The sequence below is a fragment of the Vibrio olivae genome, assembly GCF_042428525.1.
GTDB lineage: Bacteria > Pseudomonadota > Gammaproteobacteria > Enterobacterales > Vibrionaceae > Vibrio > Vibrio olivae.
In genome coordinates this window covers 79,365-95,586 of sequence record NZ_JBHMEP010000010.1, presented here as the reverse complement: position 1 = coordinate 95,586, position 16,222 = coordinate 79,365, and the positions used below count along the sequence as shown (strand labels likewise).

Here is a 16,222-nt window from a genome sequence, read left to right as displayed (position 1 = left end):
CAGTTCATTGAAACCTCAGTTGATTCTTTAGAATCATCTTTGATTATCATCAACGAGTGCCCACACAGATTGATAGGTTTATATTGTTAAAGAGCTTCTCTTCTTTTGTGACCGAAGTCACTTTGGAAGAGGCGGCTATTCTAGCGAGTTAATCCGTGGTGTCAAACACTTTTTGCTTTTATTTTTCATTTTTCAAAAGAAAAGCAATTGGATTATTTTATTTCTCTTTAGCCTGTCTAACTGGCTTTGAACTCTTGTGAGCCCTTGCCCTGTCGACGAGGAGGCATTATAGAGATCGGCTTCACATTAGCAAGTGTTATTTTAGAAAAATTGCAAAAATAGAGGTTAAGTGAACAATAAGCGCACAAAGCCTTATTTATCCAACTTTACCCAAAACTTCACAACAAGATATACACAGACTTACCCACAGAAAGGCATAAAAATAGAAAAGGTCGCATAAATTCGCGACCTTTTGTCTTAAATAGAGAGGATCCAAATTGAATTAGATTCCAGATCCATCCTGTTCTCCATCATCTTCATGAAGACCACATTCCCGTTTTAATCCAAAGAAGCGTGTTTCTTCTTCTGACATACCCGGTTCCCACTTCTTCGTTGTGTGGGTATCACCAACAGATAGGTAACCTTGATCCCAGAGTGGATGATAAGACAACCCGTGCTCTTCTAAATAGTAGTGCACATCTTTATTGGTCCAATCGATCACTGGCAAAAACTTAAACACGCCATTTTGAATCGAGAGTACAGGTAGGTTTTGACGCGACTTCGACTGCTCGCGGCGTAATCCGGAGAACCACGTATGCACATCTAACTCTTTCAATGCACGACGCATTGGTTCAACTTTATTAAGTTTGTTGTACTTCTCGATACCTTCTATACCTTGCTCCCATAATTTACCGTAACGAGCTTCTTGCCAGTTAGCACTCTGCTCAGCACGATAAATTTTAAGATTCAGGTTGAGTTTTTCAGTCAACTCATCAATGAAGCGATAGGTTTCAGGAAACAAATATCCAGTATCTGTCAAAATCACTGGCGTGTCAGGTTTCACTTGCGTGACCAAATGAAGCATAACAGCGGCTTGAATTCCAAAACTACTTGAAACCGCATGTTCGCCTTGCAAGTTTTCTACAGCCCATTCGACACGCTCATGGGCTGTCATTTTCTCAAGTTCAGAGTTTATTTCCGCAAGACGGAGGATTTGCTCCGTCTTGGTCATTGAAAGCAACTCTTGAAGCTGAGGTTTTACAGCTACAGAATTATGCATGGAAATCCCTTCTAGAGATCACGACTTCTTCAATGATCCCTGTTCTGATAGTGAAATCACCAAACGCTTCGCCTGGTTGACGTTCTGTCGCCCAGCGTCCAACCAATTGATCGATCTCTTCTAAGATCTGAGCATCAGTGATGTTCTCTTTGTACATTTTTGGCACGCGCGTTCCAGCTCGGTTACCTCCTAGATGAAGGTTGTAACGCCCTGGAGCTTTACCCACGAGACCAATTTCGGCCAACATGGCACGGCCACACCCGTTAGGACACCCTGTGACACGAAGAATAATGTTCTCTTCTTTTGGCAGGTCATGTTTCTCTAAGATTTGTTCTACATCAGTAACAAATTGCGGCAGAAAACGTTCAGCTTCCGCCATGGCAAGAGGACACGTTGGGAACGCCACACACGCCATTGAGTTTTTACGCTGTTCGCTCACACCATCGTCCATCAGACCATGGTCACGTGCGATTTTTTCAATCGCTTGTTTTTGTTCAGCAGGTACACCCGCCACAATTAAGTTCTGGTTTGCCGTCATGCGAAAATCCCCTTGGTGAATTTTCGCTATTTCCGCTACGCCTGTTTTTAGGGGTTTACCTGGATAATCGAGTAGGCGTCCATTCTCGATGAATAAAGCCAGATGATGCTTACCATCAATACCTTCTACCCAACCGATACGGTCACCACGGCTAGTGAACTCATAAGGACGAGAGGCTTCAAACGCAATGCCCGCACGCTTTTCGACTTCAGCTTTAAAGACATCGATACCGACACGGTCAAGCGTATACTTAGTTTTGGCATTTTTACGGTTTGAACGGTTACCCCAATCACGTTGAGTTGTAACGACCGCTGCTGCGATATCCAGTGTTTTATCCAATGGAATAAAACCAAAATCATCAGCGCGACGTGGGTAAGTCGAAGTGTCACCGTGTGTCATTGCAAGCCCACCACCGACTAACACGTTAAAGCCCACCAGCTTACCGTTATCCGCAATCGCGACGAAGTTAAGATCGTTCGCATGCACATCAATATCATTGTGCGGTGGAATCACAACTGTGGTTTTAAACTTACGAGGTAGATAAGTACTACCTAGAATCGGTTCTTCGTCTGTGGTTTCGACTTTTTCGCCATCAAGCCAAATTTCGGCATAAGCTCGAGTTTTAGGAAGCAGGTGCTCACTAATTTTAGTCGCCCACTCGTAAGCCTCTTGATGCAATTCAGACTCGACAGGGTTTGAAGTACATAAAACGTTACGGTTAACGTCACCAGCTGTCGCGATAGAATCAATCCCAATGCTATTTAGCGTTTGGTGCATCAACTTCACATCCGGCTTTAACACACCGTGAAACTGGAAAGTTTGACGTGTGGTCAGGCGAATACTGCCATATAAAGAATGTTCGGTTGCAAACTTATCAATTGCTAACCATTGTTCTGGCTTAATGATTCCGCCTGGCATACGTGCACGTAACATCACGTTATGCAGCGGTTCCAGTTTCTGTTTTGTACGCTCGGCTCGAATATCACGGTCATCTTGTTGATACATACCGTGGAAACGGATCAACTGGAAGTTATCTGCTGTAAAGCCGCCAGTAATGCGATCTTGCAGATCTTGCTCGATCGTACCACGCAAAAAATTGCTTTCTTTCTTTAGGCGTTCGTTATCCGAAAGTGGACCGAGCACTTGACCTAATACTTCTTGCTGTTCACTCATTAGTACACATCCCTTTGATAACGTTTTTCTTTACGTAGGTTGTTAATAAATTCTTCTGCGTCTTCACGAGCGAGATTGCCATGGTTTACTGCCACTTCAATCAATGCTTCATGTACGTCTTTTGCCATATGAGTAGCATCACCACATACGTAGATGTATGCCCCATCTTGTATCCACTGCCAAACTTGTTCTGCGTTTTCTAGGATACGGTGTTGTACATACACTTTTTCTTTTTGATCGCGGCTGAAGGCCACGTCCAGTTGACTCAAAATGCCTGACTTAAGGTATTTCTGCCATTCAACTTGGTATAAGAAATCTTGTGTAAAGGTACGATCACCAAAGAACAACCAGTTTTTACCTTCGGCATCGCGGTTTTCGCGCTCTTGGATAAAGCTGCGGAATGGCGCAATCCCTGTACCTGGTCCAATCATGATCACCGGTGTATTGTCATCCGCTGGCAATTTGAAGTTATTGTTGTGCTCAATGAACACTTTGACTTCATCACCTTCTTCTACACGATGTGAAAGGTAGCTAGAAGCGCCACCATAACGTGATTCTTCTCCTTGCTGGTATTCCACCAAAGCAAGAGTTAAGTGCACTTCGTCCTCAACTTCAGCTTGTGAAGAAGCAATTGAGTATAAACGCGGCGTCAAACGGCGAAGTAAACCAACCAGTTGCTCAGCGGTAAGCTGTGTTTTCTTCTCGCTTAGTACGTCAACGACTTGCGTTTTAGCGGCATACTCACGGAGCGCGTCTTTATCTTCCACTAGCTTCTGCAGTTTCTTACTACCAGATAGCTCTGCAAATTTAGTCACCAATTGTGGGTTTGCGGCAGTGATTTCATACTTGCTCACTAATGCGCTATGAATCGAGATGCTCTCACCATCAACCTCAAGGCTTTCCACTCCCGACAAACCAACACGGTTTAGAATTTGATTGGCAAGTTCTGAACTGTTTTCATACCAGACTCCCAGCGCGTCGCCTGGTTGATAAGAAATACCAGAGCCATCAAGGTCAATTTCGATATGACGTACATCTTTACCTGAATCGCGACCAGTAATCTTCTGATTGGTTAGTAGTGTAGCGGTATATGGATTCTGCTTAGTATATTGCTCACCTTGAGCATTAGGGACTTGGCCAACAGGCAGCTGTACTACTTCTGCATTGTTTGCAGAAAGCGCATCTTTAACTTTTTCTAACGCAGCTTTAGACCACTGCTCAACATCCGCTTCGTAATCAACATCGCAATCAACACGATCGATGAATGGCGTCGCACCTTGTTTCGCCAAGAATGCATCAAAGTCTTTACCGGTTTGGCAGAAAAATTCATAACTAGAATCACCAAGACCAATAACACCATATTGCAATTCAGGCAGCTTTGGCGCCTTCTTTGATTGAAGAAACTCATGAAGTTCCAACGCGTTGTCAGGGGCTTCCCCTTCACCATTGGTTGATGCAACGATGATCACGTGTGTTTCTTTCGCTAAGTCCTTACCTTTGTAATCACTGGCATCAAACAACTGCGCGTCAATACCTGACGATTTAGCTTGTTGCTCTAACGCTTCCGCAACACCTTTTGCATTACCGGTTTGAGAAGCATAAATAATGGTGAGCTTACCTGCTGGCTGCGCGGCTGCAGCGGGAACGGCTTGCGCACCAGCCACTGCACTACCCGCAGGTTGAGCTTGACTAATCCCCCAAAAATAGCCGCTTACCCATGCAAGCTGCTGTGGAGATAATTGAGAAACCGTTTGTTGCAGCTGATTAAGCTGCTGGTCATTAAGCGGGCTAGCTAGCACCGGCATTTCTTGTAATTTCGTGTTTCCGTTGGAAGACATGGTCACGACATCCCTCTTCATTGCGTGACGATAGATTAACCACTTCAACTAATAACAAGAAAGAATAGAAGAGAATGTTTTATAACAATTCGAATTAAAAAGCGGGGTAAGAGTGAACAGCAACTACTTGCTTTCCACTCTTACTTGTTTGAAACCGACCGCCATAGCTGATCTTGAGGCAAGATCTAGGTCGATATACTGACACTCTTCTCCCTGCGAATCTGTGAGTAAAACAAAGCCCCCTTTAGAGTGTCGAAACTCAACAATCCAACTCCCTTCGAGAGCAGAGGGTTCAATTATCGCTTCCACCAGCTGGTTTTCACGATATAAATTTCTCAATTCGTTGATCGTCATAGAGTCCAGTCCTGTTTCGATCTCTGCTTATTAAGCATGGTCAATCTACGCCGACTTGCTGTTAAATTTGCTTCTATATAAGCAATATGTATAAAAAAACGCCACTTTAGATCGTGACGTTTTAATCCATCGGTCAATAATCGAATGAGAAAGTATTAAAATTGGTAACGCATGCCGAGGAACCAGCCATCTATAAAGACGTAATCATCCCCTAAAGATGAAGAAAACTTACTTGAGGATTCAAGATCAATGACTCGGTAGCCCGTTCTAAGTGCTAACTCATTTTCCCCTGTTGGGATACGGTATTGAACACCGGCAATAAAATCGGTGGTTTTGAAACCATCATTATCTGAAAAGCTAACCTCACCGAGGATATCCGCTGGAGTACTTGGAATATTGAGCTCCGCGGCGAGAAACCATGTCATCGCCGTTTTATCAAAATCGTTGGTTTGATTCGTCGCTCCATCACGATATTGAGTGTCTGAAAAATTGAGTAAAGCGATACCCGCATCAAAGTGCATCAGATCATGCTCAAGTACATGGTAATAAAAAGTGAGGTCGTATTTATCAAATGAGAGGTAATGAGTGTCAAATGTGGTGTAACGTAGCCTTAGATGTGGAAGATACGGAAGCTGATTTTCAATGGTAAGGTAACCGCTGGGAAGCGCTTCATCTTCGCGTCGAATGTCGTTAATTTTGCTGTCCCCAAACCACATGTCGACACCAACATGAGCCTGCAACATCGGCTCAGCTGACGCGGAACAAGCAAGCAACGCTCCGAAGCCGCTCGCAATAAGGTGTGCCACTTTGATTTTCATCTGCGCTCCTACCTAGAAGAAAAACGATCTCAGGGTATGTCTTTACGATGACTATAGTAGCACTACTTATATTCTCACATCTTACAATCGAACGAGTTTAACCTCTGGGTTGATATACATAGTTTTTGAAAAACCATACGCCCACCATGACCACTAAAATCCATGGTAACAGTTTCAATGCTAAGCCAAGCATGCCAACCAATGACATCACAACAAATGCAAAACCGGCAGCAGCAATGAGAGTCACAAACGTTACCCCTGTTACCATTAACGTTGCGACAAACACTAAAACAAAAATGACTTCAAACATTCTCGCGTTCTCCTTAAAGTTATCCTTATTGATAAAGCAGAAAGCGCGCCAACTCAGAAAACAACACAACCCTTTGAATATAAAATAAAAAAACGGAGCCATTATGATGAGCCCCGTTTGTCACTCCAATTTAACTGGTAAAAATCACCAGTATTTGGCGAAAATTACACATCTAACTCTTGAGGAATTTTTGCCAATGCAGCTTGCACCACTTCAATGCCGGAGCCCGGCTTATGCGCATTTTCACTAATATAACGACGCCATTGACGCGCACCGGGCATATTTTGGAATAACCCCAACATATGACGTGTGATATGACCAAGATACGAACCCTGTGATAATTGCTGCTCGATATATGGGTACATCTCTTCCACAATTTGGCGACGCTTTTTCACTGGCGCCTTGGAGCAGAATAACTGTTGGTCAACTTCCGCCAAAATATACGGATTTTGATACGCCTCACGACCCACCATGACACCATCTAGGTGTTCAAGATGCAGCTTTGCTTCTTCTAGCGTTTTAATCCCACCATTCACTGCAATCACCAAATCGGGAAAATCTTTTTTAATCTGATAAGCGCGTGGATAATCGAGCGGTGGAATTTCGCGGTTCTGCTTCGGACTTAACCCAGAGAGCCAAGCTTTACGGGCATGAATGGTAAATTGCTCACATCCACCCTTTTCCGCCACAGTTGAAACAAATGCGGTCAGAAACTCATATGAATCTTGCTCATCAATACCGATGCGTGTTTTGACCGTCACGGGTATATTCACCACCGCTTTCATCTCAGCAACGCACTCAGCCACCAGCTCAGGCTCAGCCATTAAGCACGCACCGAAACGCCCATTTTGTACGCGATCAGACGGACAACCAACATTGAGGTTAACCTCATCATAGCCGCGCTCCTCAGCCAATTTTGCACAGCGTGCTAAATCCTGTGGATTCGATCCTCCAAGCTGCAGTGCCAGCGGATGCTCTTGTTGGTTGTAAGCCAGGAAATCACCTTTACCATGAATGATCGCTCCCGTCGTCACCATCTCGGTATAAAGCAGTGTTTGCTGAGAGAGCAAACGGTGAAAATAACGGCAATGACGATCCGTCCAATCGAGCATGGGTGCTACGCTAAATCTCCCACTCTTTGACACATCAATATTACTAGACAAGTCTATATTTTGCAAAGAATTATCTGTTTTCTGTTCTCGGTTCATTTTCAATTATTCTCAATCATTTTTCGCTATTGCGTGCCCCATATGTATCCCAGTATCATATGGGGCACGCATTCGAACAACTATCAAGGAACCATAGATGGCCAGCTTTACATTGGAGAAACGTAAAACCAGCAAAGGGGTACTGCGATATAGATGTGTTGTTCGATTAAAAAAAGGTAATGACGTAGTATATCGTGAATCTCGTACTTTCGGGAAAAAAGCCGACGCAAAAGCTTGGGGGACGGCGCTTGTATCTAAACTCGAAACGCATGGCCTACCAGGTAAAACCCCGGAAGTTACTCTTCGAGAGCTGATCATCATGTACTTAAATGAACCTCACATTGCGAAAGGTATTGGTCGTTCAAAACGTTATGGTCTTAACATGCTAATCGATACAGAATTAGCGAAAATTCAAGCGAACAAGTTGACCGTAGCCAACCTTGTTCAGCACTGTAAAGATCGTAATGACGCGGGAACAAGCCCTCAAACAGTGTCCGGTGATATTTCATATCTTCGCAGTGTTCTTAGAGCAGCAAAGCCAATTTTTGGTATAGATGTTAACGATTCTGTCGTACAGGAAGCTTACTATACTCTTTATCAACACAATCTAATTGCCAAATCAAACCGAAGAAGCCGACGCCCTGATACGTCGGAGTTGAACAGAATCAAGGTAGAACTTCGGAAAAGACAAGAACATCGTGCTGCTCATATCCCGTTTTTAGATATTTTGGATTTTTCTATTTTGAGCTGTATGCGGATTGGTGAAGTGTGCAAAATTCTATGGGAAGACGTAGACGAAGGAACTAGAGCTGTTAAGGTACGAGATCGTAAAGACCCTCGTAAAAAAGAAGGGAATCATATGTGGGTTCCACTTTTAGGAGAGGCCTGGGAAATCCTGAATAGACAGCCGAAGACCTGCGACCGTATCTTTCCCTACAACAGCAAAAGTGTTTCCGCTGGCTTCCAACGTGTAAGAAGCTCACTAGGAATCCAAGACCTTAGATATCATGATCTTAGGAGGGAGGGAGCAAGCCGTTTATTTGAACAAGGCTTTTCCATTGAGGAAGTAGCTCAAGTGACTGGTCATAGGAATCTAAACACCCTTTGGCAAATTTACACTGAGCTTTTTCCAAATCGCGTGCATGAAAAATTCAATTCACTCCAAAGGCTAAAACAAATGGATCAAGAGCTTTAATGCTACAATCGAGCATTACACCTAACCTCCTTTGCTTCACGGAAATTTAGCCTTTGGATTAGCCTTTATTGGATTGCTTCGCTCTGAGAAACCACTTCATCCCAAGTATGCAATACCTTCGATAAGTGCTGATGCTTTTTATTAAACTCAGTGCTGTTCAATACAGCCTTGTACGGAGCACTAAGGTCAGAACAGCTGATATTAGCCCCTATCAATTGAAGCGTATCAGAAAGTGAACCACCACTAGCATCTAGTCCCAACTTATCGACTGTTTCACTACTAACAAGTGCCTGAACAACGTTAGTGAAGCCCCGTGAGTTTAACTGCTCAATCGTCAATTTTGTTTTACAACTACTTTCCACAGCTGCTTTATACTGAATTGTGTATTTGCCGTTTACCGGAGCCATTGAGTTCATTGCTAGCAAATATGCATCTACTTCTGTTCTTGGAAACACGCTAGCTTGAACAGAAAACGCAGCTACAGTTGCTAGAACAATCCCTACTTTTTTCATCATTCTTACCTCCATCATATTCATTCACCTGCATAAAATTCTGAGTTCATTCTCAAATCAAATAACTTAAAAAGTCAAGGCATCAATAATGAGCGAACAAGAAAAGCACATAATTTATTATCAAACAGAAAGTTATGCATCATCACAGCGCGCAACTTGAAGCTTATAGAGTCCGACAATATGCTCACACTTGAATATTAACTGGATCTCACAATCATCACATAGGGTATCTATGCTCAGAGTCTCTGTTCACTTGTCGCCTACCTCCCTGGGCATATCATCGAAATACTGTTAGAGATATGCCTCAAGATTAGTGTTTATTTATACAGCAAAATAATTGAATGCTTTGCTTTTGCAGGTTACTCTAAGCACATGAGCAAATCTAACGTATATAGGGTAAGGTGAACGATGGCGAAGCAAGACAAACGTCAAAAACGAGCAAAGCAAAAAGCTAAACAAGCTCGACTAAGTAAACAGAAAGTACGAGATGAAAAAAATTATGCAGACTTCGTTTACATTCAAGAACCGATGCTATCGCTATTTAAATCTCTACCACTTCCGAATGATGACTTTGAATATATAGTACCTATCGTTAATTTTGCAAAAGCGCAGTTCGGAAAAAATCTATATACTGAACAAGCAGTTACAATATCTGCGACTTACCTTTGTTGGGGGCTACACGATAAGTTTACGACCGATGACATCAAAGAAATGACTTATATTCTTGCTGCAAATCCGGATTTCACCATACGCCTAAATAATGCTTTAGAGAAAGAAAGCACACCACAAACGCATAGTAACGAAATGCTTACCGTCAAAACTGAACGACCGTTACCTGAAACAACATATGTATCTACAACACCAAAAGGAATGCGTTTTTACGTAGAAGATGTTATTGGTGAGGAAGACGATGATTTTTATCTAGTGATACTCATCGATGAAGAAAATAAACACAATATGGATGCTGCTGGAGATGAGTTAACAGCATCAGAATGGACTCACTTAGTTGAGAAATATTCTTTAGTTTCGGAGTAATTTATGTCAGCATCTTTTGTCGTTATAGACGGAGATTTGGATCGTCCGACTCGGTTAAGAAAAGCAATTCTTGGTATGAGTGCCACGGAAAAATTTGCACCTCCGATCACTTCAAAGGATGTTCAGAGAGTCTGGACACAAATTGGTAAATCGGGTTATTGCCCTCGCTCAATTGCTAACATAGCTAATGACAAAGATGTAGAACCTCAGTTATTTGTTTTATTTATGGAATGTCTTAATAGCTACCTTTAGTTGGATTTGCCAGCACCATCAGTAGCCTTTAAATTCGAGCGCTGACAGGCCCCGCTATGGTTTTGTATTCTGAAGTGACTTTTTATTGCAATCTTTACATTAGAAAAACTTTATATAACTTTAATATGCAGTCATCAGATTAGACAGAAAAGGCAGAGTTGTATGACTCTGCCTTTTCTGTCTAGTAGAAGTAAGATCCTAGCTTAACAGTACCTAAAATCGTTCAAACTAACGTTACTAACCACTTTCTCACGTCAGTTCTTGACCGCCTGAACCTAATAGCAGATTATGAGACTAGTTGGCCAGAAAGGTTTACACAGACATTCGCTGTAAGCTGTTGAATTATAAACTCTAGTTACAACAGCATTAAGAACTCAATGTCTGTGTTTTCTTAAAGATTATTAAGATATTGTAATACCTTCTGTGAGTTAATTCATATTCGGAGAGAAAATGCAAACATTTAAAGATGTATTTATAAAGCTTGATGATAAATCAATAGTTGATTTTATTTCAAAAGTCACTGATAACGTGAAATCTTATTGGAGTCGCTCATATGAAAGTGAAGAAAACTCTAAATATTTAGGTGAAATAGCTTTTAGCTTTAAAAGGTCAGGGGATAGTATTTTACCTGATGCCGGCCTAAGCATTTTTCAGAAAGAAAATAATACTTGGTATATTCCTAACGTTGTACCTTTAGAAAAAGGACAACTAAGCTATGACGAATATAACGCAATAATTACAGATTTCTATAACTCATGCTTAACACCAGTTGCGTTAGAGTTAGATATTGATGTCGAAATAACTTCGGATTCCTTAACAGCAGAAGATGTTGTAGGGACTAAAGCAGGAAATTTACTAGAACAATTTTCATCTTTAGCAAACAAGTCAACAGGAAGCTCACATCCTAGTGATCAAAAAAGGTGGTTCGCCTTTATTTTGGAAACATGTAAACAGAATAAATATGTAAATTCTTCTGATCTAGCCCGAGTGTTATGCGAACAAGGTTGGAGTGAAAATTCAGCACAAAAGCTGGTGATAGAGTATGAATTTGCAAGAGATTTAATAACGTACATGGAGCAATGATTCATGTATTTATCAACAAGAAAAGTTAAAGATGAATTGTTGGAAAATGAACAACCAGTGTTATTCTTCGACACATGTTCAATATTAGATATTTTAAACTCTCTTCATTTACATGGATTGCCAGATTCTTACGCAAGCAATATGCTTGAACTCATAAAAATAAATGAAAAGTCATGTTGGTTAATATCCTGCCAAAACGTTAACGAGGAGTGGGCGGATAATATTGAAGTTGTTCTCTCTACCATGGACAAAGAAATAAAAAAATTAGACCGTAGTATAAGTTCGATAATTAATGTGACAAACTTGGTGTTAAATACCAATCACTCTATGCCACCAAAATTTTCAGATCTAAGCATATCTAGCAAAATAAGATCTTTATCTGAGCATTTTCTAAAATCTTGTCGCAGTATTGAGAGAACTAATGATCATACACTGAAAGCTATGCAAAGGGTTCGCAAACTAGAAGCTCCAGCTAGGAAAGGAAAACTTGAACCAAAAGACTGCGAGATTGTTGAGTGCTTTTTAGAATTATGTCAAGAGTTAAGGGCGGCTGGTTTCAATGAAAAAATTATATTTGTCACTGCGAATAAAGATGATTTTGGGACATACAACAATCTGAAATCACCACTTGATACTCAATTTTCTTCTCATCAGGCAATATTGATCAATAGTGTGGAACATGTACTTGCAATAGCAAAAGGGCAAGCATAATAAATATCGGGGTCTGGAGCCCAATGGAACGAGAGCATGCATTAAGCTTCTTACCCCACTGCTCGCTCACTTGCCAACTTCTTAGCAACCCGAATTACCGTACGATCTGACACATTAGTCAGTTTGGCCGTATCACGAATACTCAGCTTGTTGATGACTCTTAGCTGATAGATGCTTTCGTGTAGATCTGCGTCAGCCTGTCGTCCTCGGTATTTCCCTTCCTCTTTCGCCTTATGAATTCCTTCAGCCTGACGGCGGCGGCGATCTTGATAATCTTTTCTCGCGATAGCGGCGAGCATATCCATCATCATGCTATTTATCGCTTTGATCATCGATCCGGTAAATTCATCAGTGATTTGGGGAGAGAATGCAATATGGCTAGTTGGCAAATCCAGGCTAATCACTTTGAGCTGTTTTTCGTGCAGCATTTCTTTTAATGTGAACCAGCTTTTCTCATCCAGACGAGAAAGCCTGTCTATCTGTTCAATGATGATTGCATCGCCTTTCGCAGCATCATCAAGTAAACGAAGAAGTTCAGGTCTTTGCAGCGAAGCTCCTGATTCATTTTCGATGTACCATCCAGCGATACGAAATCCCTTATCCTGTACAAACTTCTGTAAGGTACTCTGCGCTCGTTTTGCATTTTGGTCACTTGTTGATGCTCTAAGGTAGCCAAATATATACATAATCTGCCCTAAGTGACATTTAAGTTATGATCTAATGTGGTGTGACATATAGGTTATGACGAATATATCAAAACTGCCACTTTTCACCTGTGACCATAGAGTATACCTAAATGTCACATTATTAATCTTCTAACTTTGTGATTTTCCCCAACTCAAATGAACCATTTTCCAGCGCTTTCCATTCCAGTTCGTCTCCTTCCCCCCAACCAACTTGCTTCAATAAATCGTTTGGCAACTCAATAAATGCATCGCCTGTCTCTAAGTATTGAACGGCTACACGATAGCGAGCCTTCTGCTTACCCATAGTGCCTACCCTCCACTCTGAACGGGATTTGTCATAAATACGCTTTGTATATAAGAAGATCCCTCCAACAATAGCGATCACAGTTAACAAACCCATGAACCAAATCCAAAGTTCCATAATCCCTCTCCCCGAACTCTAATTACTTGCTCCAGTATCAATCAAAATTGAACTAGTACTCTCTCGTCGAATACGTTCTAAATCGACCCCATCAAGCCTTTTGTGTGTTCTCTCTACCGCATTCAAACGAGTGCCATCGGTATTAAAAATACTCCCAGCACCAGTTAAGCTATCAAGGTCAATCGCAGATGACTCTGGAAACTTACCATTCGCCTGTAACAATCCTAACCATTCATCGAGGTTTACTTGCTCCCAGTCAACCTCAGCCAAACGGTTCAAAGGAATGCCGTCACATTGAGGAGTCTTCGCAGAACCCCAACTCAACCCCAACTGCGGTCTGATTTGTTGCTGGATAATTTTTGATAATGGCGAACTGAAACAACAGTAAGTTTGGCGCTTCTCGATACAAGCACCAAGCACTTTTGTTTTGCAATATGACCCAACCTGATGGCAACTATTCAAAGCTCTTTTTGCATTAAGCTCAAATTCTTCTTCTTCACATTTCCACACAATCTGAATGATCATCATTGCCACGACGTAAGCGGTATATGCGGCCATAATGCCGCTGAGCATACTCGCCGCTTGTTCTCCGACTATTTGTTCCATCATCCCCTCGGGTGCATCAACAGCAACACCTGTGCTCCCCGTAGCAGATGCATTACCAAGAGCCTTACCTGTAATTTTGGCGATTTCATCCTTTAACGCTTGGATAGCCTCTTTAGCTAAGTCGGTTATTGGCTTAGTAAAGTTATCAATAGCACCTGTAATATTTTCCATATAAGACGTGAAAGGTTTCGTTATCTCTGTCCACCCACTTATAGCAGGATCACGGATAGCCTGATATGCACCTTTTATTGCACTGCCATCTTGAAGAGAAAGAATTGCACCGTCCAGTTTCGGCACTGACATGATAAGTGTGAGATAATCCCCCATCGATAAGCCGCTAGGCTTTTCACAACAATCCTGAGCGCCGCCAACCGCTACCTTACACTCGCCTTGATCACCGCTAAACGCTTTACAATATGTGTTGTTCTCTCCTGTAATATCTTCACAGCTCATATCCTGAGTCATGAACTGTGCCGCATTTAACAATGCAGAAGCTCTTGCAAAATCAGCACTCTGAGTTTTGTTTATATCAAGGCAATCATCCCCCATACATCGGATTGGCCCACCACATGAATACTCGGTTTCTTTTTCTAAGCTAGGTACTTCTACATCGTAACCACAATCATATTTCTCTTCATGTACATAACAGTTACCTTGTGAGCCTCTCGCTCCATCAACACACTCTGAGCTAATGAAACCACATTGGGGGTTATCTTCATATTTTTTACACTGCTCAATATCTTGGTAATTTTCCAGACATTGCTCGTTGCCATCTTTATCGAACCAACAAGTTCCTTGCCCCTGGTTAAATGAACATTCTAATTGTGAGACATCTACTCGTGCAGCTAACTTCGGTACATTGGGCAAAGGCGGTTCACCAAGTAAATTATAAACAGGATCGCCTTTACATACTTGGAAGCCAGAAAGCATTACGCACGTATCATCATTAGATGGTGAAGCACTATAAGAACCCGTACAGAACTCCTCTAATGAAGCAATCCCATTCTCAATGCAACTTTGAGGCGTCCATCTATCGGAGACAACGGTAAGATTCTGCGCAAACTTTAAAAGTAAAGGCCCTGAGAAGTAATCAGCTAATGGTGTACCAATGCTCTTTACTTCCCCACTGTTGTGAAAAGAAAAAAGCTCTACTTGATTTGAAGCTAGTGCAGAGATTGCTGCTGACTTATTTCCAGCGGAATCATCGTTCCCCACTAACACAAGAACCTTTCGAATATCCCCTCCACGCCATTGGTAATGATTCGCAGCCCATGTAATAGCATCAAATGGGTAAGTAGGTGCGCTAGCTGCATTCACGCCATCTAGCCAAGTTTTAAAAGCGTTAAAATCCGGAGTCAATTCCACACGATTAAAGATATAATCACTGTGCCTGTAAACAGCACCTCCAAGCCTTAAATCATCACTACCATCTTGTGTTAGCAATTGAGCAAAAGCCCCTACGTTGTTCCTTAAATCGTGAATGACCCCACCCATTGAACCCGAATTATCAATAAGAAAGACAATATCAGCTGGCTCTGCGGCAATCTCTATCGTATGAGTGATAGCACAGTTACCTTTAGGCTTATACAGTCGGTCACATGTATAATAATCAGGCACATGTGACTTAATGGTTTTATCTTTGATAATGGTTTCAGCCGAACAATCCCCAAACCCCTCGGCTATTATGTCGATATTGTCGTAGGTCTCTCGGCTAAGATTCATCAACGGATCATTGCTGAAATCGGGCTTGGACTGGTTCGTGGCATCGAGGAGAACCTTATAAGCAGCTCCAGAAACCGAAGGGTTATCGCTGTTAGCATCATGCCACAGGGAGCTTTTAGTGTTGCTCCCTACATCATCCATCCCATCACTGGAGTCCCAGATATTTTTCAGCGCGTCCACATTAGGTTGTGTACCGTCTGCAAAATAGTCACTTAACGGATCATCGTTCTGGCCTGATGTGCCAGGGAAAAGATCATTCACATTGATGGCTTCACCGCCGCTAAAGTGAACATTGCCAGCCTCATATGAGGGCTGCTCAAACTCTGCGGCCATTTCAAGACCAAAATTTTGAGCTTCTCGACCAGTCTTAGCAGGATTTGTTGGTTGATTTGTATATCCGTGGGTTGGCAACAGTGACATTGTGACAATAAGCACACACGAGATAAACCTTGATGTGGGGTGATGAACCATAGACGATACC

The 16,222-nt window shown here is 42.1% G+C and carries 16 protein-coding genes; 5 read left to right on the top strand and 11 right to left on the bottom strand.

Annotated features, from left to right (window positions below; genetic code table 11):
* Positions 1-502 precede the first annotated feature (502 nt).
* From ACFFUV_RS20195 to dusA, 7 genes are all read right to left on the bottom strand, one after another.
* Positions 503-1,279 (bottom strand): phosphoadenylyl-sulfate reductase, encoded by a 777-nt coding sequence (locus ACFFUV_RS20195; protein WP_390196625.1) that lies wholly within the window; start codon positions 1,277-1,279, stop codon positions 503-505.
* Positions 1,272-2,990: an assimilatory sulfite reductase (NADPH) hemoprotein subunit gene (gene cysI / locus ACFFUV_RS20190; RefSeq protein WP_390196622.1), complete on the bottom strand. Its 1,719-nt coding sequence runs from the start codon at positions 2,988-2,990 to the stop codon at positions 1,272-1,274. Before cysI ends, ACFFUV_RS20195 begins: the two co-directional genes overlap by 8 nt.
* Positions 2,990-4,828 carry an assimilatory sulfite reductase (NADPH) flavoprotein subunit gene (locus tag ACFFUV_RS20185; RefSeq protein WP_390196619.1) on the bottom strand — a complete coding sequence of 613 codons (1,839 nt, stop codon included), beginning with the start codon at positions 4,826-4,828 and terminating at the stop codon, positions 2,990-2,992. Before ACFFUV_RS20185 ends, cysI begins: the two co-directional genes overlap by 1 nt.
* Before the next feature lie 123 nt (positions 4,829-4,951).
* Positions 4,952-5,182 (bottom strand): hypothetical protein, encoded by a 231-nt coding sequence (locus tag ACFFUV_RS20180; protein ID WP_390196617.1) that lies wholly within the window; start codon positions 5,180-5,182, stop codon positions 4,952-4,954.
* Between the two features lie 155 nt (positions 5,183-5,337).
* Positions 5,338-6,000, bottom strand: coding sequence for a TIGR04219 family outer membrane beta-barrel protein (locus ACFFUV_RS20175; protein ID WP_390196614.1), 663 nt, complete (start codon positions 5,998-6,000; stop codon positions 5,338-5,340).
* 97 nt (positions 6,001-6,097) lie between these two features.
* Positions 6,098-6,310 carry an envelope stress response protein PspG gene (pspG, locus tag ACFFUV_RS20170; protein WP_390196612.1) on the bottom strand — a complete coding sequence of 71 codons (213 nt, stop codon included), beginning with the start codon at positions 6,308-6,310 and terminating at the stop codon, positions 6,098-6,100.
* A gap of 164 nt (positions 6,311-6,474) precedes the next feature.
* The gene (gene dusA, locus ACFFUV_RS20165) at positions 6,475-7,518 is read right to left on the bottom strand and encodes a tRNA dihydrouridine(20/20a) synthase DusA (RefSeq protein WP_390196608.1); all 1,044 of its coding nucleotides are present in this window, start codon (positions 7,516-7,518) and stop codon (positions 6,475-6,477) included.
* A 97-nt stretch (positions 7,519-7,615) separates the two neighbouring features.
* Between dusA and ACFFUV_RS20160 the strand changes: the two genes are divergently transcribed.
* Positions 7,616-8,713: a tyrosine-type recombinase/integrase gene (locus ACFFUV_RS20160; RefSeq protein ID WP_023622870.1), complete on the top strand. Its 1,098-nt coding sequence runs from the start codon at positions 7,616-7,618 to the stop codon at positions 8,711-8,713.
* Positions 8,714-8,778: 65 nt separating this feature from the next.
* Here the strand turns inward: ACFFUV_RS20160 and ACFFUV_RS20155 are convergent, their stop codons facing one another.
* Complete coding sequence (locus ACFFUV_RS20155) at positions 8,779-9,228, bottom strand: hypothetical protein (RefSeq protein WP_390196605.1); 450 nt, start codon at positions 9,226-9,228, stop codon at positions 8,779-8,781.
* A 405-nt stretch (positions 9,229-9,633) separates the two neighbouring features.
* Here ACFFUV_RS20155 and ACFFUV_RS20150 point away from each other — a divergent pair, with 405 nt between their 5' ends.
* The 4 genes from ACFFUV_RS20150 (at position 9,634) to ACFFUV_RS20135 (ending at position 12,306) form a co-directional block, all read left to right on the top strand.
* Complete coding sequence (locus ACFFUV_RS20150) at positions 9,634-10,260, top strand: DUF8087 domain-containing protein (RefSeq protein WP_390196603.1); 627 nt, start codon at positions 9,634-9,636, stop codon at positions 10,258-10,260.
* A 3-nt stretch (positions 10,261-10,263) separates the two neighbouring features.
* A complete protein-coding gene (locus ACFFUV_RS20145) occupies positions 10,264-10,512 on the top strand; it encodes a hypothetical protein (RefSeq protein WP_017789773.1) in 249 nt (82 codons plus the stop codon).
* A 450-nt stretch (positions 10,513-10,962) separates the two neighbouring features.
* Complete coding sequence (locus ACFFUV_RS20140; protein WP_023622872.1) at positions 10,963-11,595, top strand: hypothetical protein; 633 nt, start codon at positions 10,963-10,965, stop codon at positions 11,593-11,595.
* A gap of 3 nt (positions 11,596-11,598) precedes the next feature.
* Complete coding sequence (locus ACFFUV_RS20135) at positions 11,599-12,306, top strand: PIN domain-containing protein (RefSeq protein WP_023622873.1); 708 nt, start codon at positions 11,599-11,601, stop codon at positions 12,304-12,306.
* Between the two features lie 50 nt (positions 12,307-12,356).
* On the opposite strand, the gene ACFFUV_RS20130 is transcribed toward ACFFUV_RS20135, so the two are convergent.
* The 3 genes from ACFFUV_RS20130 to traN form a co-directional block, all read right to left on the bottom strand.
* Positions 12,357-12,992, bottom strand: coding sequence for a recombinase family protein (locus ACFFUV_RS20130; protein ID WP_017788969.1), 636 nt, complete (start codon positions 12,990-12,992; stop codon positions 12,357-12,359).
* Positions 12,993-13,113: 121 nt separating this feature from the next.
* Positions 13,114-13,413, bottom strand: coding sequence for a hypothetical protein (locus tag ACFFUV_RS20125; RefSeq protein WP_017788968.1), 300 nt, complete (start codon positions 13,411-13,413; stop codon positions 13,114-13,116).
* An 18-nt stretch (positions 13,414-13,431) separates the two neighbouring features.
* Entirely contained in the window at positions 13,432-16,212 is a 2,781-nt protein-coding gene (traN, locus tag ACFFUV_RS20120) for a conjugal transfer mating pair stabilization protein TraN (protein ID WP_017788967.1), read from the bottom strand.
* Between the last annotated feature and the right edge of the window lie 10 nt (positions 16,213-16,222).